The following is a 24,311-nucleotide window of genomic DNA, read 5'->3' as shown; positions in this document are numbered from 1 at the left end:
TCGGTTGAAGCGTTGTTTTGCCAGCCTCTCGACATGGGCCTTAGCTTTTGGAATGAATTTTGCTGTTCCTAAACAGAAGCAGACGTTCAGGACCCTCAATGCCTTCCGATGTTATGGAAAGAAACACTATGCCGAAGTCGACATATGCATCGCAGTCGAACGCAATAGCCGTGATTCCGACCTTGAACGAGGAAGCTCACATCGAGGCGTGCATTCGCTCCCTATTGGTGGGCGACAAAGCGCTACAGGAAATTCCACTCGTCATCGCGGACGGTGGAAGTCACGACCGTACTGTTGAGATTGTCGAGGGTCTCAAAGGCGAGTTCACAAATTTGATCGTCCTGAAAAACCCCAAACGGCTACAGGCTGCAGCAATCAATCTGGCCGTCGAGGCATATGGCTCAGACCACACCGATTATATGGTGCGTTGCGATGCACATTCGATCTATCCGCCAAATTTCATTCTGGATGTCGTCGATTCATTGAAGTCCACCCAAGCCGCATCTGTCGTCGTACCGATGGACGCCATTGGCCAATCCTGCTTCGAGAAGGCCAATGCATGGGTCTCAAACACAATACTTGGATCAGGCGGATCTGCTCACAAGGCGGGGCGGAAGTCCGGTTATGTCGATCATGGTCATCACGCTGGCTTCGATTTGAGGGTCTTCAAGAAAGTTGGCGGATACGACGATACGTTTTCTCACAATGAAGATGCCGAATACGATGCGCGCGTCGCGCAACAAGGAGGACGCATTTTTCTCAATGCAGACATCCGCATTCAGTATGTACCTCGCAGCAGCGCCACCGCCTTGGCCAGGCAATACTTCAATTATGGCAAAGGGCGCGCCCGCACCATTCGCAAACACCAGGAAGTGCTGAAATTACGACAAGCGCTGCCAATTGTGGCGTTGCTTGCAAATCTGATGAGCCTGATAGCCGCACCGTTCATTTGGTGGACTCTTCTTCTGCCAATCATGTACCTTTTGGTTCTTGGCGCAGCTTCGCTGGTCATCGCGATAAGCAAGAGATCAATCTGCGGGCTTTACGCGGGCGTTGTGTCGTTCGCCATTCATATGAGTTGGGCCGCCGGTTTCTTGCGCGAAACCATACTTCCAAAGCGTTCCGGCACCGCCTCGCCTTTGGTTTCCACCCAAAAACCACTATAAACAATTCATTAATCATTGAGCATCCATGGCAAAGCTGACGCAGCAAATTCAAAAGTCGTTTATCGAGCGCCTCGGGCAACTGACCCGCTCGACCACGTCTTTGCGCGCGCGGATGCGGCAACGGTTCGAAGCGTTCTCGACGCCAACCGAGGCAGAGGCCGAACCAGCTCCTGCTCAGGCGCTGACTCGCGTATCTGCAGCGCCGGACGGCGAATGCCTGTATGCTATTGGCGACATTCACGGTCGGCACGATCTGTTGGAACGCCTCATCGATCAAATCAAGCAAGATCGGCAAACGCTGCCTGAAGGCACCAAGTGCACGATCGTCTTTCTCGGGGACTACATTGATCGGGGGCTGCAGTCCCGCAGTGTCATCGATTTCCTAATCAGCGACCGCCTTGATAGTTTTGAAACAGTCTTCCTGATGGGAAACCATGAGGAGGCGCTTCTGCGTTTCTACCATGATGCCAGTTTCGGAAAACAATGGGTCCGATATGGCGGCGGGGAAACACTTTACTCTTATGGCTTTCAACCACCGAACACGCGCTCCAGCCTGACGTCACACGAAGCGATGCAAGCGGCGAAGAAAGCCTGGGACCAGGTCTGGACCGGATTTCGCGATCGGCTGCCGAAAGAGCACCTTGAATTCTACGCATCCCTCAAGACCCATCACATCGCGGGCGACTATCTCTTCGTACATGCAGGTGTGCGTCCTGATGTTCCTCTGGATCAGCAATCTGACCGGGACATGCTGTGGATCAGAGATGAATTCCTGGATGATGCAGCAGAATTCGAGCACGTCATCGTGCACGGCCACACGCCAGCAGATGACGTCTTCCGCGATAATCGTAGAATCGGCCTCGATACCGGAGCCTTCATTAGTGGACGCTTATCGGCTGCCAGACTTTTTGGCACTGATGTCAGCTTTCTGGAAACAAGTCCGAGTTAAAGACTAATCATAGCTTGGCGGCGGGTGCCGTCCAATCAGGGAGAATTTGGGGACATGACCATATTTCGTGCTATTTTGTTGGCGCTTGCGGCAGGTACATTCCTGCTCGTTTCTGCCTGCCAGTCCGGCACCGTCACACAGCGCTCAGACGCGACCGATGTTGCGACCGACCAGCGCACTGCTCCGGCGTACGTCCTGGGTAATGGCGACCGCCTTCGTGTAACTGTGTTCGGCCACCCGGACCTGTCCGGCGAGTTCGATGTTGACGGCTCCGGCGCAATTTCATTGCCACTGATCGGCCAGCTCGACGCGCTCGGCCTCACCACACCAGAACTCGAAGCTCGTATCGTCGAAACGCTTGATGGTGATTACATCCTGAACCCACGCGTAAGTGCGGAAGTGATCAACTATCGTCCTTTCTACATTCTCGGCGAAGTAGGCTCACCCGGCGAATATCCCTACACATCCGGCCTCACCGTTCTGAATGCCGTGGCGGCTGCGGGTGGATTTACCTATCGGGCCAACAAGAAGGTTGTGTTCATCAAAAGCGTAGATGGCGCAGAAGAACAAAGCTACACGCTCGACACCAATACAGCGGTTAAACCCGGCGACACGATCCGGATCGGTGAGCGCATTTTCTAGCGCGACTTAACCATTCAAAAATTGCAAAGGCGGCGCTTTCTGGGCGTCGCTTTTTTTGTTTCCCGATTCCCAGCTTGGCACGCGACTGTCCTAGAATCGGTCACTCATTTTCAAACGAGCAAGAAATACCCCCAGAACGCCCAAATTTCGTAGTGTTTTGCCGAATACTTACCCTTTACTTTCCCCTGACACGCGAAATTTGCGTCCATCCGCTAATTATTTTCAAAATTGGCGGTACAAACATTGCAAACCTCCCTGAAAGAAATAAACATCCAATCAATCTTCCGAGTTAACTACTCGTTAGCAAATGCGTTGGGTGTGGCAGGTAACCCGGCACATTGTGTGTAGATTGTAGGGGACGAAAATGGGATTGAGACTTTCGAAAGAGTCGCGCGAAGTGGAGATTTCGACATATACGACCCTCAGGAGCCGGCCCGTTCGTCCGGGAACTGAGCTATCGGCGAAACGCGCATTTGATGTCGTCGTCGCTTCCGCCATCCTGTTGTTCACTGCTCCTCTTATTCTTGCAGTCGCGATTATTGTGCGCTTGCAGGATGGCGCACCGGCCCTGTTCCGCCAGTCCCGTCTCGGAAAAGACGGTGTGCCATTCAAATGCTATAAGCTACGCTCCATGGTCGCTGACGCGGATATCCGCCTGCAGGAATTACTCGCCGCTGACCCGGAAGCTCGCCGCGAATGGGCAGACACACAGAAACTCACACACGATCCCCGCATCACACCTTTTGGCCACTTCCTTCGGAAAAGCTCAATCGATGAACTGCCCCAGCTTATCAATGTCATTCGTGGGGACATGTCCCTCGTAGGTCCACGCCCAATCGTTGAAAGCGAAGTTTCGAAGTATGGCGACAACTTCAAAGACTATTGCGCCGTCCGTCCTGGTCTGACAGGTCTTTGGCAGGTTCGCGGTCGCAGCGATACGACGTATGAGACCCGCGTAGAGATGGATGTCGAATATGTTCGTGAGCATTCCTTCCTGTCTGATCTCAAGATCCTTTTTCTGACGGTTCCAGCGGTCTTCAACTCCCGCGGCGCACGCTGATTCCAAAGGTCGAGAATAAAAGCTCGGCATTCCAAGGCGCATTAAAAAGCCGGACGAGATGAACGATCTCGTCCGGCTTTTCCTTGCCCAATGTTCAGGTGTCAGTTGACGTTAAAGTTGTGCCCGAAACCAGTCGATCGTATCCGCTACCCCGGTCTCAAGCGAAAAGCGCGGCGCCCAATCGAGACCAGATGCGCGTGTCTTTGACATATCAGCGACAATAAGAGGTGGCTCGAACGCAGGCGCTTCCCTCGCTCCAAGCTTGACCAGATCATTCCGGCCAACAGCGCTGGCGATTTCAAGAATGACGTCTTTGACGCGGACCGCCTGGCCAGTTCCGATATTGTACTCGCCGGTCAGATCACTGGCGGCAAGCGCTGCCATGCCGCGGCCGACGTCCGCCACATGACTGTAGTCGCGCAGCTGCATGCCGTGAGAACACGCCGCTTCGTCTCCCGCCAGCAATGAGTTGATCACATAAGCCGTCAGGCGGCTTTCGTGCTCACGAGGGCCATAAATGAAGAATGGGCGACCTGCCACGAATGAGGCCCCGGCCACCTGACACATGGCTGAGAGGCCGTGCAGAACTGACACTTTCGCGGTTCCGTAAATCGTGTTCGGGCGCAATGGCGTGACATCTTCGATGCAAATTCCGGACGTCCAGTCATATTCGCCACAGGACCCACACAAAGCGATGCGTTTGCCACCAGCATCAAGAAAGTCCCGTCCCAAGGCGAGGCTTGCCTGAAGCCAGTCAGTATTTTCTGGCGCTCCCCAAAGCCCGCTGACCGCAGCACGCCATGCGATATGGAGCAGCGTATCGGCCCCAGCCTCGGAGATCAGTTTTTGCCGAGCCGCTGGATCTGTCAAATCGCAAGCGACATAATGCGCTCCAGAGACGCTCTCGGAAATCGGGCGGCTTGTTGGAACGATAACCTTGTGCCCGCGGGCAACCAGTTCCGTGACGGCATGGAACCCGATGAAGCCGGTACCGCCTGTAACAATAATGGTCTGTGTCATTGATTGATTTTCCGCGTGTGCAGCTGCTTGTCAGATGTCGAGATCGGGCCAGTTGCGGTCCTTATCGGAGATATCGGTAACCGGGGCAGGCCATTTGATTCCAATACCCGGATCGTCCCAGCGAACACCGCGCTCCGTTCCCGGCGCGTAGGCATGCGAGGTCTGGTAAAACACTTCAGCACCGTCCGTCAGTGACAGGTATGCGTGCGCGAATAGAGGCGGAACAATCAGCGCCTTCCGGTTTTCAGCTGTCAGTTCGACGCCGAACCATTGGTATCGCGTCGGCGAATCTGGCCGCATATCGACGATGACGTCGAAAACGGCGCCATTGATACAGCGAAAGAATTTTGCCTCCGGCGCTGTTTCGTTCTGATAATGCAATCCGCGCAACGTCCCGGCCGAAACGTTGCCGGACATATTCGCTTGGACGAATTCATAGTTCGCACCAACCGTGGCAAGTTCGTCCTTGCAGTAAGCTCGCGCAAAATAGCCGCGCGCATCCGAGAATGGCTCCTGCTCAACGATGAACGCACCGCTGAGCGGCGTTTCGACAAATTTCATGTCAGTCCCCTGAAGTGATGTCCGGAAATTGGATTAGCCTATAGAAGTTGCAAATCACATTCCGAGATTAACAATCTTTTCGCTGTCATTTCATCGTATCGAAACTTCTATGGTTTACGGGCGATCGTGACCAAACAAGCCGTGCAAGCGTGGGACATGGCGAACTTACGGAGACTTCTATGAATGACGGCAATCTGACCGAAAGCGGTGTGCGCATTCTCGGCGCGGGGTGCGCAGGCTTCGGTGCAGCTCATCAACTGCACTCACAAGGGGTCAAGCCTGTCATCTACGAAGCGCGAGATCACATTGGCGGGCATACCGCCAGCTTCGACTATAAGGACGGCTTCATTTTCGACGAAGGGCCGCATATCTCTTTTACAAAGAATGAGCGGATCAAGACACTCTTTGCTGAAAGCGTGGAGCAGGACTTCCAAGCCTTCCCGTCCCGCGTAAACAATTACTGGCAAGGCCATTGGATCAAGCATCCGGCTCAGGTGAATTTGGCGGGTCTTCCGAGACAATTGATCGTTGATTGCATCAAGGATTTTGTCCACGCGCAAAACAATGAGTATGGCGAAATCCGCAATTATCAGGATTGGCTTCACGCGGCCTTCGGCCCAACCTTCGGCGACACGTTCCCGGGCGAGTACACCAAGAAGTACCACACGACAGAAGCCAAGAACCTGACCACGGATTGGCTTGGACCGCGCCTGTACCAACCGGATCTCGAAGAGGTCCTCCACGGCGCGCTCGACAAGGATACTCAGGACGTCCACTACATTCCGGACTTCCGCTATCCGACAAATGGCGGCTTCGTCTCCTACCTCGACATGTTCGCAAAGAAGTCTGAGGTTCACCTCGATCATCGCGTGACCGAAATCGACACAAGGGAAAAGATGCTTACCTTCTCTCATGGGGGACAAGCATCCTATGAGAAACTGATCTCCTCGATCCCGCTGCCGGCGCTGATCCCACTCATCAAGGATGCCCCCAAGGATGTTCAGGAGGCCGCTGCGCTCCTGTCATGCAGTCAGGTCGTACTAATCAATATCGGGGTAAATCGGGCGAACGTTTCGGATTGTCACTGGACCTATTTCTACGACGCAGACATTCCGTTCTCGCGCTTGTCCTTCCCTCACATGTTTTCCCCGCACGTCGCCCCGGAAGGCTGCGGCGCAATTCAGGCAGAGATCTATTTTTCAGATAAATGGAAGCCGATGACCGGTACGCTGGAAGACTGGATCGAACCGACCATCCAGAGCCTGATGAAGATCGGCTACATTCAGGACCGGGAAGAAATCATCCACACTTCGACCCTCTACGCCCCGTGGGGCAATGTCATCTTCGACCACGACCGCCCCAAATGCCTCAAACTGGTACATGACTATCTGAAGGAAGTTGGTGTCGCCTATTGCGGCCGGTATGGCGATTGGGCGTATATCTGGACAGATGAAAGCTTCATCTCAGGTGAACGCGCCGCAAACATGGTCATGAATTACGGCGCTGAAGCCTAGTTCAGAAGTGACGCAACCCGGTCAGCAATCGCCAGGCTGGACGTGAGTCCAGGGCTTTCTATGCCAAACAGATGGACCTGACCGGGCACCCCATGATCCTCAGGACCGGCAATCCGGAAATCTGCATTCGGCTGCCCCGGTCCGGATATTTTCGGGCGAATGCCGGAGTATCCGGCAACAAGCGAGTCATCTGGCAGCCCCGGCCAATAGCGCCGGATCGCCTCGTAGAATGAGTTGCCGCGTGCGGGATCAACTTCATAGTCGAGTGTTTCAACCCATTGGACATCCGGGCCAAAACGCGCCTGCCCGCCCATATCGAGCGTCAGATGCACACCCAACCCGCCTGGCTCCGGCACGGGATAAATCAATTTGCTGAACGGTGTAGAGCCACTCAGTGAGAAATAATTGCCCTTGGCGTAGTAGAATTCGGGCACGTGCTCAGATGGCACACCCTCAATACGTCCAGCCAAAGCTGGAGCAGTCAGACCTGCAGCGTTCACAACCATGTTGGCCGTAATCGTCGCAGCTTCATCGCCTGAACAGACCAATCGGGTCCTTCCATCTGGCAAGACTTCGCCCGAAACAACTTCCGTCTTGAATGCGATCACACCTCCATGATCTTCAGCTTCTCCCTGGAGACTGACCATGTAGGAATGACTGTCCAGTATTCCGGTGGAGGGCGACAGCAAAGCGCGGGTAGCATGAAGCGCTGGCTCCAATAGCTGGGCCTCTGCAGCATCGATGATCGTCAAATCATCCACGCCGTTGTCCCAAGCGTGCGATGCAATGCGCTCTAATTCCTCAGCCTGAATGTCGTTTGTCGCAACGATCAGTTTCCCGCATTGGCGATACGGGAGTGACCGCGACTGCAGATATTCATAGAGTTTTTCACGACCGGACACACAGCATTCAGCTTTCAGTGAACCTTTCGGATAGTAAATGCCCGCATGGATGACTTCAGAGTTCCGCGAACTGGTTTCCATGCCGATATCGGCACCGCGCTCGATGACCAAGACATCACGCCCACCTTTAGCCAGCGCCCTGGCACACGCCAGCCCGACAACGCCTGCACCAATGACGACGCACTCTATTTCGTACCCTGTATCCATGAGCGGTAATTAGAACAAAAATATCGGACACGCTAATTCGAATTTTGGTTCTGTCACGGCCCGGTTCTTGCTACTTGGCAGACAATCCTGTCTCGAAATCGGCATGATCTGCGCATTGAACTAAAACAGCACAGTCGCCGTCACTTTGAGACACCATGCAATCCAAGGGGACACTCTCATGCGCGTACTTTTCACTGGGGCTGATGGATATATCGGGGCTCTGTTGGGGCCTTATCTGCTTGAGCGCGGTATTGATGCCGTCGGTCTTGATACCGGATACTATCGCGAAGGCTGGCTCTACCCCATGAGCGGGCCGCGCCCACAGATTGTCACCAAAGACATTCGCGACATTACGGCTGAGGATCTGCAAGGCTTCGATGCCGTCGCACACCTTGCAGAACTTTCGAACGATCCGCTTGGCCAGCAAAATCCGGAACTGACCTTCCAGATCAACCACCAAGGCTCGGTTCGTTTGGCGAATGAAGCCCGCAAGGCTGGAGTGAAGCGCTTCGTATATATGTCCTCCTGCTCCGTTTATGGCGTCGGCAAGGATGACGGCGTTCTGGACGAGACGAGCGAAGTCAATCCGCAAACGGCCTATGCCGAATGCAAGGTTCGCGTTGAGAACGACCTCACGCCAATGAACGATGCAAACTTCACGACCTGCTTCATGCGCAACGCAACCGCCTATGGTGCCAGCCCGCGCCAGCGCTTCGATATCGTGCTCAACGATCTGTGTGGCCTTGCCTGGACCACGAAAGAAATCAAGCTGTTGTCAGACGGCAAACCGTGGCGGCCTCTCGTCCACGCTCTGGACATGTGTCAGGCGATTTACTGCGCACTGAATGCGGATCAGGACAAGATCGCCGGACAGCGTATGAATGTAGGTTCCACCGATCAGAACTATCGGGTCATCGACATTGCCAAAATCGTTGCAGACGAGTTCCCGGATTGCACACTGTCGGTCGGAGAGCCGTCTGCCGACAACCGGTCCTACCGGGTGAATTTCGACAAGATTCAGAAATTGATGCCGGACTTCAAATGTGAATGGACCGCAGAAAAAGGCGCCGCGCAGCTTCACAAGGTGTTCAAAGCCATCAATATGACACCAGAAATCTTCCAGGCAAATCCGTATACGCGCCTGAAAATGTTGATGAAGTACAAGGCCGATGGACTGCTGACAGACGACTTGTACTGGTCATCGTCCGATCTTTAGCGAACGCCTCAGGGCGGGCTGGCGGAAAAATCGGCGCCAGTCGCCCATGAGGTGGGCGAGGTAGAACAGAAATCGTATGCTGAATCACTTGGAATAATCGTTGTATGTAGCTCACTGTCATGTGACAGAAGCGGTATTCCGAGACTGGATGGGGACGTCTCGTGTCAATAGAAACACCTACTCAAAGCAAAGTAGCGTCCAAGCGGTTCGTTCTGCTCGACAGCTTGCGCGGCTATGCCGCCTTCGCGATCATGATCCTGCATTTTCCTGAGATAAATGGATCTCTCAACACCTATCTGGCTGTAGACTTCTTTCTCATTTTGTCTGGCTTTGTGTTGATGCACGCATACTTTCGCAACCCAGAATTCTCGCTCGTTTCATTTGCACAAGCCAGATTTGCGCGTCTGTACCCATTGCACCTGGTCACTCTGATCGTCTCTGTTCTGATATATATCGCAACGAACGAATACATCGACAAATCCACATTGGCGCTACACGGATTGATGATCCATCATGTTGGGTTGGGACCTGACAAATTCTGGTTCAATTCTCCATCCTGGTCGATCTCTGTCGAATTCTGGGTAAATATTCTGGTCGCACTCGCCTTGGCATTCGGGACCAGAATCCTGGGCTCGATCAAATCATCAATCGTCAACGGCCTGATGATCGTAGTTTCAATCGCGTGTTATGTGACGCTGTTCATAACGCTCGGGCATCTGGACGGACACATTCAGACATTGGCGCCGGCCGTCAGCGCAGGAATGGTCCGTGGGATGGCCTCATTCATGGCGGGCATCCTGATCTACAAGCTGTACACGCATCTGGACGCGGCCCCCAACCCAGCGCTTCAGCGTGCATTTGGGATGGCAACGCCAATACTACTTGGACTGTTCGCGATCTGTCTTTGGCTGCCATACATCCATCTGTGGATAGATTTTATCATGCTGCCGCTATTCCTCGCAGTCGTGCTGATCGGCGCGTTCGAGGTCGGATCAAGCGCAAAGCTCGCGATGAAGATCCATCATCTGGGCACCATTTCATTTTCCCTGTATCTCATACACCGTCCAATACAGAAGATCGCCTACCTGATCCTACCGGAAGACACGCCATTGGCCGTAAAAATTCTTCTGATTGTACCGGTCGTACTGGTTCTGGCCCACCTCACCCAAAAATACTTTGAAATGCCCGTTTATCGGCGTCTCAAAAAATTACTTCGGGACGCGCCTCTGTTCGCATCAAAATTAAGTACACGCAGCGCTCGGGATTGATCGCCTTCACTCTTCTTCAAAGTCCTTTCCAAAGATAATTTCTAACATCCGGTTTCCGACGAATGACCACTCTCAAACCCGACACGACACTTCCAAAAGTTGCTATCATCACCCCAGTCTACAACGGTGCGGATTTCCTTTTGGAAACACTCGAAAATGTGCAGGCCCAGGACTATCCAAACCTGGTCCATATCGTGCTGGATAATTGTAGCACCGATGGCACAGCTGACATTTTGGAAGCCTTTGAGCCTAAAAATTTTCCTGTGATTGTTCACAAGAACACGCAATTGCTCCCACTGTACTCCAACTGGAATACGGCGATGAGCCATGCTCCAGCAGACGCAAAATATGTAAGGCTTCTTTGTGCGGATGACACAATGTCTTCGAACTGCACGCGAAAAATGGTGGAAGTCGCCGAGACTGATGATGATATCCTGCTGGTCGGAACGAACGTATCCAAGAATGATGAGCCGGTCCCATTTGTCTGGCCGGAAGACCAGACTGTCATGGACGGCAAGGAAGTCGTGCGACGCTTCTTCTTGAATCAGATCGGCTTTTTCGCTGTTCATATGTTGATGCGCCGGGATGTCATGGACTGGCGCGATCCGATTTATGATGATCGCTTTACGGGTGCTGACTTCGAATCCGTGCTGGCTATCCTGAAACGCGGAAAATTTGGCATGGTGCACGAACGCCTCGGATGGGTCCGCATTCATGATGGCTCACAAACCGCCGCGACGATTGTCAAAAAGAATACGCATTTTGTAGACTGGCTAAACTCTTTGTATGAACACGGACCGGATGTTCTTACGGAACGGGAGTTCAAACGCGTTACACGTCGGTATTGCAGACACTATTTCCGGCGTGCCCTGCGTTGGAAGAAAGAGTACGGCGCCGAGGCAACCGAACGTCATTTCGCCGCGCTGGAGAAGCAGCGCGGCCCAACAACTTTTGCCACCTATGCCGACGCGTGGTTTGATTGGCTGATGATCAAGGTTGGTGTCCGGAAATACTGGTCCGGCTGGCCATCCTGAGCGCTAGAGAACGGACGATGAATTCTGGACCTCTTCACCCGATTAATGAACCGATGAAAATCGGCTTTCGCGTTGGCACGTTTCCAAAGCTGTCGGAGACCTTCATTCTGGACCAGATTGAAGGAATGATCGCCCGCGGACATCAAGTTTCCATTCTGGCAAACGACCGGGCCAAGCCACAGGAAAAGGCTGTATCGCCTGAAGGATTGCACGACCTCTCCTATGTTCGCTCAGACAATCCTCTCTTGTCCGGACTACAAGATCGACTGCCTTACCGTCTCCGCAGAGCGCTTACCGCCTCGCGCGAGCGCAAGTTCTGCACAGCCAATGATGTTATTATCTGCAACTTTGGCTGGTTTGGCGCTCAAGTACTGGAAAGCGCCAACTCGCTGTCTCCGGCACCAAAAATTCTCACGATCTTCCACGGCGACGATATGTCGAGAAGCTTGCTTGCCAATGGAGGCAATCTGTATTCAGACCTATTTGATCAGAGACAGATGCTATTGCCGGTCAGTGACTTCTGGTCTGAACGACTTCAGCAATTCGGTGCACGCGAAGAAGACATTTTCGTTCACCGAATGGGCGTGAAGACCGAGAACTTCAAATATGCACCGAAAACTCGATCCAATACCGATCCATTCAAACTTGTCACCGTATGTCGTTTTGTTGAAAAGAAGGGGTTGGAGTACGCAATTCGTGGGTTTGCAAAAGCCGTGACCCAAGCGCCCGATTTGACAATGCGGTTTGAACTCATAGGCTCCGGTCCGCTCGAAGCATCTCTCAAAGCACTTGTTCGCGACCTTGGCATTTCAGAATTGGTAAGCTTCTCAGGCGCTTTGCCACACAAGGAAGTTGCACACGCGCTAGCCCGGTCTGACGCGCTGGTCCTGCCAAGTGTGGTCTCTGAAGACGGAGATATGGAAGGGATTCCGCTTTCGCTGATGGAGGCCATGGCCAGTGGCGTTGGCGTCATCTCCACCTATCATAGTGGCATTCCGGAACTCATTGAGAATGGTGTATCGGGCCTTCTGGCACGGGAAAAGAACTGTGATCAGATAGCGGATCACATTCTGACCTTGGCCAGGAACCCGGAATTGGCTGTCACTCTCACTCGAAATGCGCGCGAAGTGATTGAAGAAAAATTCAATTCGACCAAACTCAATGATCAACTCGAAGAATTGTGTAAGCGCGCGCTCACCGATTCGGGCGTCCCGCCCCAAAGCACTGAGTGAGGATCCGTATGTCGGATGGCGTTTCAGTCATACTTCCAACCTACAACCGGTGTACCCTGCTTCAGGAAACCCTGGAGTCTGTGCTCGCGCAATCCCTACAGCCTGCCGAAATCATTGTGGTTGATGACTGCTCGCCTGACGACACAGTTGAGATGCTAGCGACGTATGGCGACAAATTGCGACTGATAACCAAGCAAAGCAATCAAGGAAAAGCCCACTCGATTAATCTGGCACTTTCAGAATGCCAGCATCCGCTTGTCTGGATCGTTGATGATGACGACCTGATGCATCCGGACGCTCTGCAGACCCTCACAAATTTATTGCAACACAATCCAGAAGCCGGCTTTGCCTATGGTCGCCACGTCCGTTTTTCGATCGACAATGCCGGAAACCGCCAGGAATGGGACACAGGTTACTGGACTGAATGCGCGTCTGAGGAGTTTCTGGTCCGCACAATGGAGGATTTCTTCGTTCACCAGCCGGGCATGATCTTTAAGCGTGCGCTCGTCGACCAATCTGGACCCTTGAACGAAAATCTCGTTCGCTCTCAAGACTACGATTTCCTGATCCGACTGGCTCGTGTTGCCTCAGGAGTTGGAACGCAAGACGTTATTTTCTTCCAGCGTCAACACGATGGACTCCGTGGCACGAAGGAAAACAGCTTCTCTGCGACAGAACGCGACAAGAAATGGATGGAATACGACCAGAAGATTTTTCGCGCGCTGAGAGACGATATGGATTTAAGCGAGTTCCTGCCGTCTGGCGAACAGATCCAATCTCCAACCGACAAACGCCGCGCACTGCTTCAAAGAGGCGTAATCATGGGCCGCAAGAAGCTTTGGGACCTAGCAATCCAGGACTTCTCCGATGCAGCATCACTAGGGGACGCCCCTTTGAGCGATGCCGAGACGCTCACTCTTTCACGCGCATTTTCATCGAAATACGGCTGCGAAGAGATCTTCGATGGCTCGTTTCCAATCGCTGAATACAAACAGATATTCGCATCGGCACCCCTTGGACCTGAGATCTGTAGATCGCTTTCGAACGGGCTTAGATGGCGGATTCGAGAGGCGCTGTTTAAGGGAAAGATAACCCGCGCATTCTTGTATTCTCGCTTCATGCTGGCTCTGAGACGAGCGCGATAGGCAACCATCAGCTTGCCTGATGGGCTGGCTTGTTTCTTGCTAAGATATGCGCAAATGAACATTAGCGGATCGGGACGACATCCATGAAAGTTGTATTGCTCGCAGGCGGCTTCGGCACACGCATCAGTGAAGAAACCAGCATTCGGCCAAAGCCGATGGTTGAAATCGGCGGAAACCCGATCTTGTGGCATATTATGCGCCAGTACGCCGCCCACGGCCTCAAGGATTTCGTCATCTGCGCAGGCTACAAGTCTGATTATATTAGAAATTACTTTCTGAACTATCGCAACACCCGCTCAGACTTCACAATGAACTTGCGGTCCGGCCAGGTAGAGTTTCATGAAACCGAAGCTGAAGACTGGAATGTTACGGTGGTCGACACAGGCCTGAATACGATGACAGGCGGCCGCATCAAGGCAGCGCGGCGCTACATCGGCGACGAACCGTTCTGCGTGACCTATGGTGACGGCGTTTCGAATGTGAACATCACGGATCTCATCGAAAAGCACAAAGCATCGAATGCCTACGCGACGCTGACAGCGGTGGTTCAGCCCGGTCGTTTCGGTGGCCTCAGCCTGGATTCCCAGACCGGTGCGGTTCGGTCGTTCCGCGAGAAGGCCGCAGAAGATGGAAACGTCATCAATGGCGGCTTTTTCGTCTGCGAGCCCGAGGTTTTCGACTATATTGATGGTCCGGACACAATTTGGGAACGAGACCCACTCGAACGCCTGGTCTCTGACAACAAGCTCAACGCCTACCGTCACTTCGGCTTCTGGCAGCCGATGGATACGCTCAGAGACAGGAACTACCTTGAAGGCCTTTGGGAGAAAGGCGATGCCCCATGGGCACCTGAGCAGTTGATGGGCAAGAGCTGACTTCCAGCAATCCTGATATGGCACAATTTGCGCGCTCAGGCCGTCCCGTCACGACAATCTGCTAATGTTCATGGCGCATTCGATACCAGTTTGTAGAATCCACGTTTCGCCCCTCCTCCCGAAAGGTACCCATGCATGTCCAAAGGACTGATGAGCTCAGCAGGAAAGGCCGCCGCGTGGAGCGCCGTGGGGAGCTGGGCCGGACTGGTTGGCAGCATGCTGTCGCTGGTCGTATTGGCGCGCCTATTGGCTCCTACCGACTTTGGCATATACGGGTTTGTGCTGGTGACGTTGGCCATTCCCGAAGCGATCGCCTGCAACAGCCTGAATGAATCGCTTATTCAACGGCAAGAATTGACTAGGGGGCACTCAAACTCCGTCTTTGGCTTGTCGTTCTTTTTCGCAGCGCTGTTCTTTGTGATCATCGCGGTTTCCGCTCCGATGATCGAGGCATTTTTCGGACAGGAGGGCTTGACCCCATTCCTGTGGGTTATGTCCGCAGGTCTCTTTGTGGGAGCTTTCACTGCAGTCCCGGCCGGCCATCTCCAGCGACGTCTCGCATTCAAGCAAATTGCCCTCGTCGACGTGGTGGGCACCCTCGTAGCAGCGATTGTGGGCATTGTACTCGCGATACTGCTCCAGAACGCTTGGGCGCTGCTTATTATGGAGTTGTCGCGTCGAATCGTTCGAATGCTGGCTTTTTGGTGGTTCGACCGGTGGATGCCTTCTCTCTCCTTCTCCATCTCTAACTTGAAGGATCTTGCGGCTTTCAACTTCGCCTCCGTAAGCCTTCGCCTTATCACCGTGCTTGAGAAAAGCATTCCCCAGGCTGTTATTGGCATGTTTCTCGGTCCTGCAGCACTCGGAATGTTCAATCTTGCAATGCGCGTTCAAGAGCAAGCCGGGACCGCCCTGATCTCTCCTTTCGGCGCGATTGCCCTGCCCTTTGCATCGAAATCCCAAGCCAACCGCGAATTGCTCCACAAGCTGTTGCGCGGTGCAATAACGGTTGCAACTTTTGTCGCCTACCCCGCATTTCTCGGTGCAGTTGCTATCGCGCCCGTCGCTGTACCAATCGTCTTTGGAGAGCAGTGGATCGGCGCAATTGGCGCAATTCAGATCTCGTTGCTGATCGGGATTCGCCGCCCGACATCTACATTCGACGCGGGCGTGCTAAAAGGCGTCGGTCGCCCGGATCTGGTATTGAAGATCGCGCTGATCTGTCTGGCAACGATGATTGCCCTCCCATATGTTGCGCCATATGGTCTTGAAGCGATCATGTGGCTAATCTGGGCACAGAAGATGATTGGCTGGGTACTCGGTGCGCTCGCCGTTCAGCGTGTGGTTGGATTTTCCATCAAACAGCAAGTTTTCGCTGGGGCATCCGCCTTGCTCGCATCGATCATCATGGCGGGCGCTGTCATTCTTACGTCGGCTCGAATTCCCGAGCACGTGGATGACATAGCAAAATTATTACTTTTGGTTGTGCTGGGCGCGCTGACTTATCCGCTGGTGTTGCTAATCGTTTCACCTCGCACCACCCTTCGTCGTATCAGGGCACTGGTCCTACTCTTCGCCGGGAAGAAGGAGCGCGCCCTACAGACAATGATGAATTCGCCAGACAATGACGAGTCGTCCAACTTTGCCCCTGAGGTTTCAGATGCGGCAAAATCTTGATCCCTCCAAAGTCGCCATTGTCATTCCACTGTACAATGACGAACCACATATCGAACGCGCAATTCTCAGTGCGCTTAAGCAAGAGTGCCCCAGTGGCATCTCTCTCGAGGTCATTGTCGTCGATGACTGTTCGACGGATTCTGGTTATGAGATTGCGAAAAGTCTGGAAGATGTTCACCCCAACCTGAGAGTGTTGAAGCAATCAATTAATCAGGGCCCATCCGCTGCGCGAAATCTCGCATTGTCTCAAACAGATGCTGGCTGGTTCACGCCGCAGGACAGCGATGACATTGTTTTGCCAGACCGCCTGTCGAAACTTCTGGCCACTGCAATCGAAAACAATCTTGATTGGGTGGCAGACAATCTTCTCATTTCGCAGGAAGCGTCCCCACAATCGATAGAACGCAACCTTTGGCCAGAAAAGCCCGACGGTCCGATTCCGCTTACAGCCGAGTTCTTTGTAGAGCGATCATTTGAAGTCGAAACGCCTCGATCCGAACTCGGCTTTATCAAACCTCTCTTCAATCGGTTAGCCATGAAAGATGGCGACTCGCCTTATCTCAACGAACTACGATTTGGCGAAGACTTTGAACTTTACACACGCCTTCTCCTGGACGGCACCAAAGCCTGGTTGATTGACCCTTGCGGCTACTATCTCGTCCAACGAGCAGGATCAGCATCTCACTCGCAAGCTGGGCGTGACCATCGCAGGCTTGCCGCAATTTCAGCACGCATGTCGAAAAGGCCGGGGATCTCGCCAGATGCGAAATCAGCACTGAAGGCTCATGCCGCTTACTCGCAGCGCGAAGCCGCAATCTGGGCGTGGATGGACGGTGTCCGACAACGCGACGTTTCATTAACGCTGTCTGCATTTAGCTTTTCAGTAGATGCGTCCCTGAATCTTCTGGGCACAATCATGAAGCAAGTTCTCAGAAAGCTGCTGCCAGCCCGCAGCATCACAGAATAATCCAATTCTCGCCGGATTCATCCGCAAGATGGCTTACCAAGACAGGTGAATTGAGAATCGCGTCTTAAAGGCGCTTTAAGGAATGACCGGTCTATATACGTTCATGAATGAGGTGAACCCGTCTCTTGCTAGGACACGCTCCATGATGAATTTGGCGACTCAAACCAGCGTTATCGGGACTTATCGGGATCAGCCGAAAACGGACACGCATGGTGTGAGCAAATGGCCAGTTTGGCTGCGCATCCTGGTGATTGTTTGCCTCAGCTCAGCGCTTTGGACAGGTATCATTGCTGGCGTTGCAGCAATCCTCTAGTTCTCTCACCTACCCGCCAGTCCACTAAGCGGCGCTTCTGTTTCCCGTGATAAATACCGGCATCTCTCCTACGCGCTTCCTGTGTACGGGAGATAGTGTAGCAGCTGCGCCGATATACAAAAGATTCAAGGCCGTATTGAAGCTGGACCAAGCAGTAGATTCTGTGAACGTCGAAACAAACACGATGCCTCCGAAAACAAGCCAAGCCGACATCTCAAGAGAAGTTTGCTGGAAAAACTGTAGCAGAAGCCTGTAGCCGCACCACGCCCACATCAACAAGTAGAGAGCCAATCCGATAAACCCTAGATGCACGCGAACCTCGAGATACGCGTTGTGGAACGTCAGTTGGGTTCCGTAGGGCTTGAAGTCTGTCTCGTTGATAGACTGCGCTGCACCGTTTGAGATGTGCCAGAAGCCCGAATGGCCATGCCCGATCCAGGGATGTTCAGCTGCGGCAACTTCACCCGCGGCCCAGATAGCGGTTCGGCCTGTGAATGTAGAATCCTTGCCCAGCGCAGCGAGGAAGTCCTGCAGGTAGGATTGATGCGTCTGGTTGAGCACGAACATCGCACCCAACAAAATGGCTGAAAAAGCCGTCAAAACCAGAAGCGACCGAAGGTGGCGAATACGGCTGATCGAGACCCAAAGAAACTTAACACCCATAAGGCCAGCAATACCTATCGCGGCGAACACCAAGGCAGTGGCCGACGGCGCCCGCAACATGAACAGAAGTGCGACGGGAAACGCTACAGCTGCAAGCATGCGCGTCCAAGGCCAAGATTTGTCGTTCAACAATGTCGTTAGGCTAAGCAAAGCCACAAGGAGCATTTGCTGTGCAAAATAGTTTTTCTGAGGATACGGGCCGCCTGCATGCATGGTGTCGTAGTAAGGCGCGCAGACAACAAGTGCGGCAACTCCAGCGAAAAACATGCAGCGCAAGATAGTCGAGATATCAAACCGCGCGATCGTGATTAAGGCTACAATTGGCGTGAGCAGGAACAGCAATGCCGTGCGCAAGGCATCTCCTGTAAAGGGAGACCATGCCACTGACATCAGACCGAACAGCTGAATCGGAAAAAGTGGCCACGCCTTGAGCATGACCGGGATAATTTCATCCTTGTAAAGGAACAGCTGTGCGACAAACCACAAGACGATCAAATATCTTAGGGGCGTCTCCATTGGCAGCGGAACGAACGCATTTAGGAACCATATAGAAAGAAGCGCTTGCTCCCAAAAAGGAATCTTGCGCGGCTCTTCATATACAGTAGCCATGACAAGCGCATCGCGGTCATCAGCAGGAATACGACTTACGATGTTCATGTCGCGCTCTCCCCCCCAAGGCTCGTCCTTACGACATCACGCATGAAGCCAGCTGGCTGAATAAAGATGTCCTCGGGTAACGCATTCAAGACATTCACATATCGGGTTATCTCACTTCGATCAGAAACGAGTTTTTCGATCAGTTTGGGTAACTCCGTCTCCAGTGGTTCCTCGACCACAAAACCGCAGCCATGCCGTTGCAGCCACGCCGCAGTCTCAGTGCCCGCAGGCGCGATGGAGGGCGTTGCGTAGTAGCCGCCTTCATATATGCGGTTTGGTAGCAACCAGACCGAGTTGTATCCCGCTTCCATGAAATCACCTGCCCAGACGACGTCCAGCGAGGCATAAATTCCCGACAAGTCTTCAGGCGATTGATAGCTGCCGAAATATCGCACGTTCTGGCGCGCATCAATTTCAGGCTCAAACACTGGAATTTCTGTTCGGGCCGGCAGCCCGTGGAGATGAACCTCTACTGCGTGAGGGAAAGCATCAGCCAATGCGCATAGAAGATTGAATGATCGTTGGCATCTCAAATTGCCGACCCAACCAAGGGTGATTTTTTTTGATGCTGCGCTTTCTGAACATACCTCACCGCGCGGACGAGGTCCAAAGGCAGCATCCGCGCTGAGCCGGTTTTCAACAAGGTAAGCCTTGTACTGACCAGCATAGTACCGCTCAAAATGGTTCTTGATAAAACCGGGAGAACTAACCACCAGCGCTCGGCTACGTTTCAGCAAAGATCTTTCCAAAAATCGCACTGTCCGTCCGACAATGTCTTTGCGAACCAGCAATCGGTGCACATCAAGGCTCTCATAAATGACCGGTGTGTCCAATTTTGCGTAGCGCTTCGCTAGAAATGCACAAGCCAACATGTCCAGATTACGAGCGTAGATCAGGTCAGCATCCGCGAGCTTTTCCCTGTGGGCAGCAGCCTTTCTCGCCCCTTTGAACACCTGTGCAATCCGTTGAAGAAAAGCGCCATCGCGAGTTTTGCCAAGATCGACATTCTCCCATTCGGGGTCGCTATCTCGGCGGCGCATCATGAAACCCGTAACTTCCAGACCGTCTCCGACAAAGGATTTGACCCGGCGACGCACGGCCGCATCGGCCGCGTCGTGTCCGAAGAAGGCAATCCTGGTCATTACAAAATCCAATTCTCGCCAGAGGCCAAAGCCCCCACACCGCACCTCAGTTCGCGTCGACCTTTTCGGCAGCGCCGGTTTTATGGTCGGCAAGACTCGGAGGCGTTTGAATGGCCGTAGGCTGAATTTTCCCACTCTTCGACTTCTTGGAACCGCCGCGCATAAAGGAGAAGAGAGAAGGTTTGCTCTCCATCTGATAGTACTTCCGGTATGCATCGTAGCTAGCACCCGGATCACTGTAATGACGACGACGATTCAGATTGACCATGTTCAAAGTTACGCCGAGCAGGTCTGCTTGGAACGATTTCAACAATGCGAGAGACTGACGTGCCGCGGCACGTGTCGTATGCCTCCAACGGACAACCAAGATCGTTTTATCGGTTTTCCCGGCCACAACACGAGCCTCTGCCATCAACAATAGCGGGCCTGTGTCAATCAGAATAAGATCGTACATTGACCGCAGACGAACCAACAAGTCGTCGAACGCTCGCGTACCGAACACATCATGCGGCGTGTGCCCAGTCAACGACAGGGGCAGGATGTCGAGCATGCTCTTCGGATCTTTTGCAATTGCATCAGACAGCTGACCAGCTCCGAATAGATACTCAATAAATCCGACTTCGGGCTTGAGACCGGCGGCTTCGGTCAACTGACGGCGACGGAAGTCGCCATCAATAACCAGCGTGCGAGCCCCGGACATTGCTGACATCCGACCAAGCGCGAGCGTCAAACTGGTTTTACCTTCATCCGGCAGAGAAGACGTAATCGCTACCGTCTTTGTTTCGCTATCAAGGTCAGAGAACGCGATGGCTGCACGCAAATACCTCACACTCTCGGCAAAGGCAGATAGCGGGTTCTCTATTAGATACTCAGCCGGGTTGGTTTGCGTAAAGCCGAGCGCGTTGGTGGTACGAATGAGTGGCACCGATCCGATCGCATTCTGGCGCAGCTTTTTCTCGATGTCCTCGGTGGAGGAAATTTTCATATCCAGCAGCTCAGCCAGAAGTGCCAGTCCTGCGCCCAGCATTCCGCCAAGAATTGCACCAATCAACAGGTTCAATTTCGTGCGAGGCGAACTTGGGTGTTTTGGAACCGATGCTTGCGACAGGATCACCGCATCAGGTTGAACCAGGCCATCCTGCTCTCGCGTTTCCTTGGAGCGTGAAATGAACTCCTCATACAGGACGCGGCTGGTCTCCGCATCGCGCTCCAACTCACGCAGGCGCACCATGGCCAGGCTGTTGCCGCGCAACTTCGCGTTTGAATTATTGATCTGCGACTGGAGACGTCCGACCTGATCCCGGCGAACCCGAACTTCGTTTTCCAGATTCGTCGCAATGCGGTTCATTTCATTCTCGATCTGGCGTTCGATATCGGCTTGTTCTGCACGCGCACCAATCAATTCTGGGTGCTGCGGACCGAGACGAGTCTCAAGGTCTCCAACGCGACCACGCACAGTAGAAAGCTGTTGCTTGAGGCTGGTGATCAGTGGAGATTCAAGAACCTCCGAAATACCATCCACACCTGCACCCCCATCAATTTGGCGACGCATGCTGTCATATCGAGACCGAACACGATTCAGTTCGACTTCGGCCTGGGTTTTCTGCGTGGTTAAATAGGCGATATTCTGCTCAGTGAGCGTGTTGCCCATCGCCGTTTCCATGTCGTTGTCAGCGATAAATTTAGCAACTCGATTTTCTTTTTCTTCAACCTCTTCCCGAAGTGCGAATACCCGGTCAGACAACCACTCGGTAGCGCGCCGCGTGGCATCCAGTTTGGTTTCGAGCTGTTGGACACGGTATTGATCTGCGATGGCATTTGCCAGTCGTGCGGCTGTTTCAGGCGACTCGCTCGTAACCTCCACATTGATCAGGTAAGTCGTACCTACTCGAGATACGCCTACGCTACCCATGAGTTTGGCTACAGCACTTTCGAGAAGTGCATTTTCCCGCTCATCGACACTCATCCCTTCAAACGGATCTTCTTCTGTCGTGTCGACCCCCAGAAAGCCAAGAAAGCTATCCGACAGACTACCGAGCACACTCGTTTCCGGTTCTCTGAGCGTCCAATTGAACTCTGGATCTTCGACCAGCTTTTGCTTCACCGCCACCTTGGTGAGCAAAGATTTGGACTTCATGATCATGACTTCGGTATCGATCACTGCCGTACTTACAGCCAACCCACTAAGCACGCTTCCAAGATCAATGACGTTCTGCTGCTCCGTATCAAGCTGAACGATTGAGCTCGCCTTGTAGAGCGGCACCTGATTGAATGTCATGTAGGCGACCAGCGAAAATACCGCCAGAAAGCTCAGCGCAATCAGCCAGAATCGGCGATAGACCGCAGCCAATAGGGACTTGAGGTCCGTAGGCATGGTGTTGCCATCGGAATCCGCTTCTGCGGGTACCTGGGTCGGAAGCTCAAAGCTGAAAGTCTTGGTCAAGATACTATACCGAAAGTTGGAGTTGACGCTGAATTTGGAGCGGCCCAAGGCTCAGGCCGCTCCATTTTGGATTAAGGGAACACGCGGACAGAAATGCCGAGCAAATCTGCACTATAATCCTGATTGCCGACAACCGCGGAACCATCGCGCTCACGCTCCACGTGTCGCGCGAATGCATTCAGATGCACACGTTTATTCATCTTGTACGTGCCAATCACGCCAAAATCAGTAACGTCTTCATCACGGTCGACTTCATCATATTCGTAGTTCTCGATGTTTCCGTATCCGGAAAGAATGATGTTCCGATACAACTCATGATCAACACGAACGCCGAAATTGGTCTGGACCGAACTGGCGGTATTCACAACACCACTATCAACCGTTCGGCGACCGCCATTGAACGACACTGTCGTCAGGCGGGTCGGGAACCACTCGACATTGGCGTCGACAGCAAGACCGTCATTGTCCTCAAAGAAAGCGTCGTCCATCTCTTGCGAGAGAAAACCGATCGCGATGTCTCCGCGGACCAGAGAGTTCAGCTCGAAGTCGACACCACCGGACAGCGTATATGTATCGGAGTCGCGTGAACGCGCGACACCATCAACAATGACGTTGTTATCATACTCGCGCTGATCCAGAACGCCCTGTCCAAAGATGGCAAGGTTCGGCGTAAGCGCGTAGCTAAGCCGGGAATAGAACCGGTTGTCGGTGCGATCACGGAAATCCTGGTCAATCGGCACACCTGTGATCGTGGATGCATCATCATAATCGACTTCCGCAATCGTAAGCACATTGGCCCAACGGATCCGGTCGTTCGAGTAGTTCGCATTCACATCAAAGCCAGTCCGCGTGAATTCAATCGGCTCGCCCAATCCGGACGTGTTCGAAGGATCAGAATACCGATCCGTTGATTTCTGGTAGAAGGCTGCGCCCCCGAAGGAAAACTCCCGCGTCACATCGATGCGACCACGAAGACGACCATTCAGATTAGTGAACGATTGATCGCCGTAGTCTTGATACTCCTGATGGACCGCTGAGACGTCCACACCAACCTCGTGTACGCTCCAATTTGTACGCGCAGAGAGGTTTGCGCCTACTTCAGCAATCGTATCAGACTCCTCATCTGTGCTCGTGCCAAGCGCGTTGCTCGTGTATCCGAGTCCAGCATGGGCATTGGAGTTTACAGTAAAGGCTCCAAGCCGGATGGGCTCCGGGTCAAACTCCGGCTGGTTACGGTCGGTGACCGATTCATACTTATCGCGGCTATAATAGTCGCCAGACTGCGCATGTGCGACACCCGTAGCGGCCAACACCAACGCTCCTGTTGCGACACCTGCAAGGCCCGCACGCTTGATTTCCAACATTTCCACCTCTTCCCTGGAACTCGATCTCCGGTTCATCCTACCGGAATGTTTACCAAAACAATGAAGCAAGACCCATACCACTTTTATTGCCTTTGGTGAGCCATCCTTAGCGAAGTACGGTGAGGATCAGGTAATTAAACTAGAACAAATTCGATCGATTACAGGGAGGCCGATCGTGGACGGCGACTGCGTTCGGCCTCTCCTACACCTGTGTTCTGCAGTATTTTATGCAGAATGCAGAAAGCCCGGAGCGCAAGAAACGGCGCCCCGGGCTAAGTTGTAACAATCGTTATG

General features: G+C 53.2%; 21 protein-coding genes. 14 read left to right on the top strand and 7 right to left on the bottom strand.

Annotation, left to right across the window (positions count from 1 at the left end; translation table 11 throughout):
- The first annotated feature begins 128 nt into the window (after positions 1 to 128).
- The 4 genes from HF931_RS11530 to HF931_RS11515 all read left to right on the top strand — a co-directional run bounded on the left by HF931_RS11530 (position 129) and on the right by HF931_RS11515 (position 3,817).
- A complete protein-coding gene (locus HF931_RS11530; protein WP_273240214.1) occupies positions 129 to 1,166 on the top strand; it encodes a glycosyltransferase family 2 protein in 1,038 nt (345 codons plus the stop codon).
- Between the two features lie 25 nt (positions 1,167 to 1,191).
- Complete coding sequence (locus HF931_RS11525) at positions 1,192 to 2,115, top strand: metallophosphoesterase family protein (RefSeq protein ID WP_051602797.1); 924 nt, start codon at positions 1,192 to 1,194, stop codon at positions 2,113 to 2,115.
- A gap of 54 nt (positions 2,116 to 2,169) precedes the next feature.
- Positions 2,170 to 2,757, top strand: coding sequence for a polysaccharide biosynthesis/export family protein (locus HF931_RS11520; protein ID WP_035553775.1), 588 nt, complete (start codon positions 2,170 to 2,172; stop codon positions 2,755 to 2,757).
- Positions 2,758 to 3,121: 364 nt separating this feature from the next.
- Entirely contained in the window at positions 3,122 to 3,817 is a 696-nt protein-coding gene (locus HF931_RS11515) for a sugar transferase (protein WP_081806196.1), read from the top strand.
- 111 nt (positions 3,818 to 3,928) lie between these two features.
- On the opposite strand, the gene HF931_RS11510 is transcribed toward HF931_RS11515, so the two are convergent.
- Together HF931_RS11510 and rfbC are read right to left on the bottom strand one after the other, a co-directional pair.
- Positions 3,929 to 4,837 (bottom strand): NAD-dependent epimerase/dehydratase family protein, encoded by a 909-nt coding sequence (locus HF931_RS11510; protein WP_035553777.1) that lies wholly within the window; start codon positions 4,835 to 4,837, stop codon positions 3,929 to 3,931.
- 30 nt (positions 4,838 to 4,867) lie between these two features.
- Positions 4,868 to 5,398: a dTDP-4-dehydrorhamnose 3,5-epimerase gene (rfbC, locus tag HF931_RS11505; protein ID WP_035553780.1), complete on the bottom strand. Its 531-nt coding sequence runs from the start codon at positions 5,396 to 5,398 to the stop codon at positions 4,868 to 4,870.
- Positions 5,399 to 5,577: 179 nt separating this feature from the next.
- On the opposite strand from rfbC, the gene HF931_RS11500 reads away from it, so the two are divergent.
- The gene (locus tag HF931_RS11500) at positions 5,578 to 6,912 is read left to right on the top strand and encodes a protoporphyrinogen/coproporphyrinogen oxidase (protein ID WP_051602798.1); all 1,335 of its coding nucleotides are present in this window, start codon (positions 5,578 to 5,580) and stop codon (positions 6,910 to 6,912) included.
- Here the strand turns inward: HF931_RS11500 and HF931_RS11495 are convergent.
- Positions 6,909 to 8,021, bottom strand: coding sequence for an NAD(P)/FAD-dependent oxidoreductase (locus HF931_RS11495; protein ID WP_035553783.1), 1,113 nt, complete (start codon positions 8,019 to 8,021; stop codon positions 6,909 to 6,911). The genes HF931_RS11500 and HF931_RS11495 overlap by 4 nt on opposite strands.
- A gap of 178 nt (positions 8,022 to 8,199) precedes the next feature.
- On the opposite strand from HF931_RS11495, the gene HF931_RS11490 reads away from it, so the two are divergent.
- From HF931_RS11490 to HF931_RS11450, 9 genes are all read left to right on the top strand, one after another.
- Positions 8,200 to 9,237, top strand: a complete 1,038-nt coding sequence (locus HF931_RS11490) for an NAD-dependent epimerase/dehydratase family protein (protein WP_035553785.1) — start codon at positions 8,200 to 8,202, stop codon at positions 9,235 to 9,237.
- Positions 9,238 to 9,398: 161 nt separating this feature from the next.
- Positions 9,399 to 10,505 carry an acyltransferase family protein gene (locus HF931_RS11485; RefSeq protein WP_035553787.1) on the top strand — a complete coding sequence of 369 codons (1,107 nt, stop codon included), beginning with the start codon at positions 9,399 to 9,401 and terminating at the stop codon, positions 10,503 to 10,505.
- 62 nt (positions 10,506 to 10,567) lie between these two features.
- The gene (locus tag HF931_RS11480) at positions 10,568 to 11,539 is read left to right on the top strand and encodes a glycosyltransferase family 2 protein (RefSeq protein WP_035553790.1); all 972 of its coding nucleotides are present in this window, start codon (positions 10,568 to 10,570) and stop codon (positions 11,537 to 11,539) included.
- A 17-nt stretch (positions 11,540 to 11,556) separates the two neighbouring features.
- Positions 11,557 to 12,771 (top strand): glycosyltransferase, encoded by a 1,215-nt coding sequence (locus tag HF931_RS11475; RefSeq protein ID WP_273240211.1) that lies wholly within the window; start codon positions 11,557 to 11,559, stop codon positions 12,769 to 12,771.
- A gap of 8 nt (positions 12,772 to 12,779) precedes the next feature.
- Positions 12,780 to 13,916, top strand: coding sequence for a glycosyltransferase family 2 protein (locus tag HF931_RS11470; RefSeq protein ID WP_273240209.1), 1,137 nt, complete (start codon positions 12,780 to 12,782; stop codon positions 13,914 to 13,916).
- A gap of 83 nt (positions 13,917 to 13,999) precedes the next feature.
- Positions 14,000 to 14,791, top strand: a complete 792-nt coding sequence (gene rfbF / locus HF931_RS11465) for a glucose-1-phosphate cytidylyltransferase (protein WP_273240207.1) — start codon at positions 14,000 to 14,002, stop codon at positions 14,789 to 14,791.
- Positions 14,792 to 14,926: 135 nt separating this feature from the next.
- Positions 14,927 to 16,468, top strand: a complete 1,542-nt coding sequence (locus HF931_RS11460; RefSeq protein ID WP_035553798.1) for a lipopolysaccharide biosynthesis protein — start codon at positions 14,927 to 14,929, stop codon at positions 16,466 to 16,468.
- The gene (locus HF931_RS11455) at positions 16,452 to 17,435 is read left to right on the top strand and encodes a glycosyltransferase family 2 protein (protein ID WP_273013803.1); all 984 of its coding nucleotides are present in this window, start codon (positions 16,452 to 16,454) and stop codon (positions 17,433 to 17,435) included. The genes HF931_RS11460 and HF931_RS11455 overlap by 17 nt, the downstream gene beginning before the upstream one ends.
- Positions 17,436 to 17,517: 82 nt before the next feature.
- The gene (locus HF931_RS11450) at positions 17,518 to 17,748 is read left to right on the top strand and encodes a hypothetical protein (RefSeq protein WP_273240204.1); all 231 of its coding nucleotides are present in this window, start codon (positions 17,518 to 17,520) and stop codon (positions 17,746 to 17,748) included.
- Positions 17,749 to 17,772: 24 nt separating this feature from the next.
- Here HF931_RS11450 and HF931_RS11445 read toward each other — a convergent pair whose 3' ends face one another.
- From HF931_RS11445 to HF931_RS11430, 4 genes are all read right to left on the bottom strand, one after another.
- On the bottom strand, positions 17,773 to 19,068 hold the full coding sequence (locus HF931_RS11445; protein ID WP_273240202.1) for an O-antigen ligase family protein: 1,296 nt from the start codon (positions 19,066 to 19,068) through the stop codon (positions 17,773 to 17,775).
- Positions 19,065 to 20,210 (bottom strand): glycosyltransferase family protein, encoded by a 1,146-nt coding sequence (locus tag HF931_RS11440; protein WP_273240200.1) that lies wholly within the window; start codon positions 20,208 to 20,210, stop codon positions 19,065 to 19,067. The genes HF931_RS11445 and HF931_RS11440 overlap by 4 nt, the downstream gene beginning before the upstream one ends.
- 46 nt (positions 20,211 to 20,256) lie before the next feature.
- Positions 20,257 to 22,653, bottom strand: a complete 2,397-nt coding sequence (locus HF931_RS11435) for a GumC family protein (RefSeq protein WP_155841930.1) — start codon at positions 22,651 to 22,653, stop codon at positions 20,257 to 20,259.
- A 71-nt stretch (positions 22,654 to 22,724) separates the two neighbouring features.
- Positions 22,725 to 24,017, bottom strand: a complete 1,293-nt coding sequence (locus HF931_RS11430; RefSeq protein ID WP_035553809.1) for an outer membrane beta-barrel protein — start codon at positions 24,015 to 24,017, stop codon at positions 22,725 to 22,727.
- Between the last annotated feature and the right edge of the window lie 294 nt (positions 24,018 to 24,311).

The sequence above is a fragment of the Hyphomonas atlantica corrig. genome, assembly GCF_017795365.1.
Classification (GTDB): Bacteria; Pseudomonadota; Alphaproteobacteria; order Caulobacterales; family Hyphomonadaceae; genus Hyphomonas; species Hyphomonas atlantica.
This window is presented reverse-complemented; position numbering and strand designations above follow the sequence as displayed.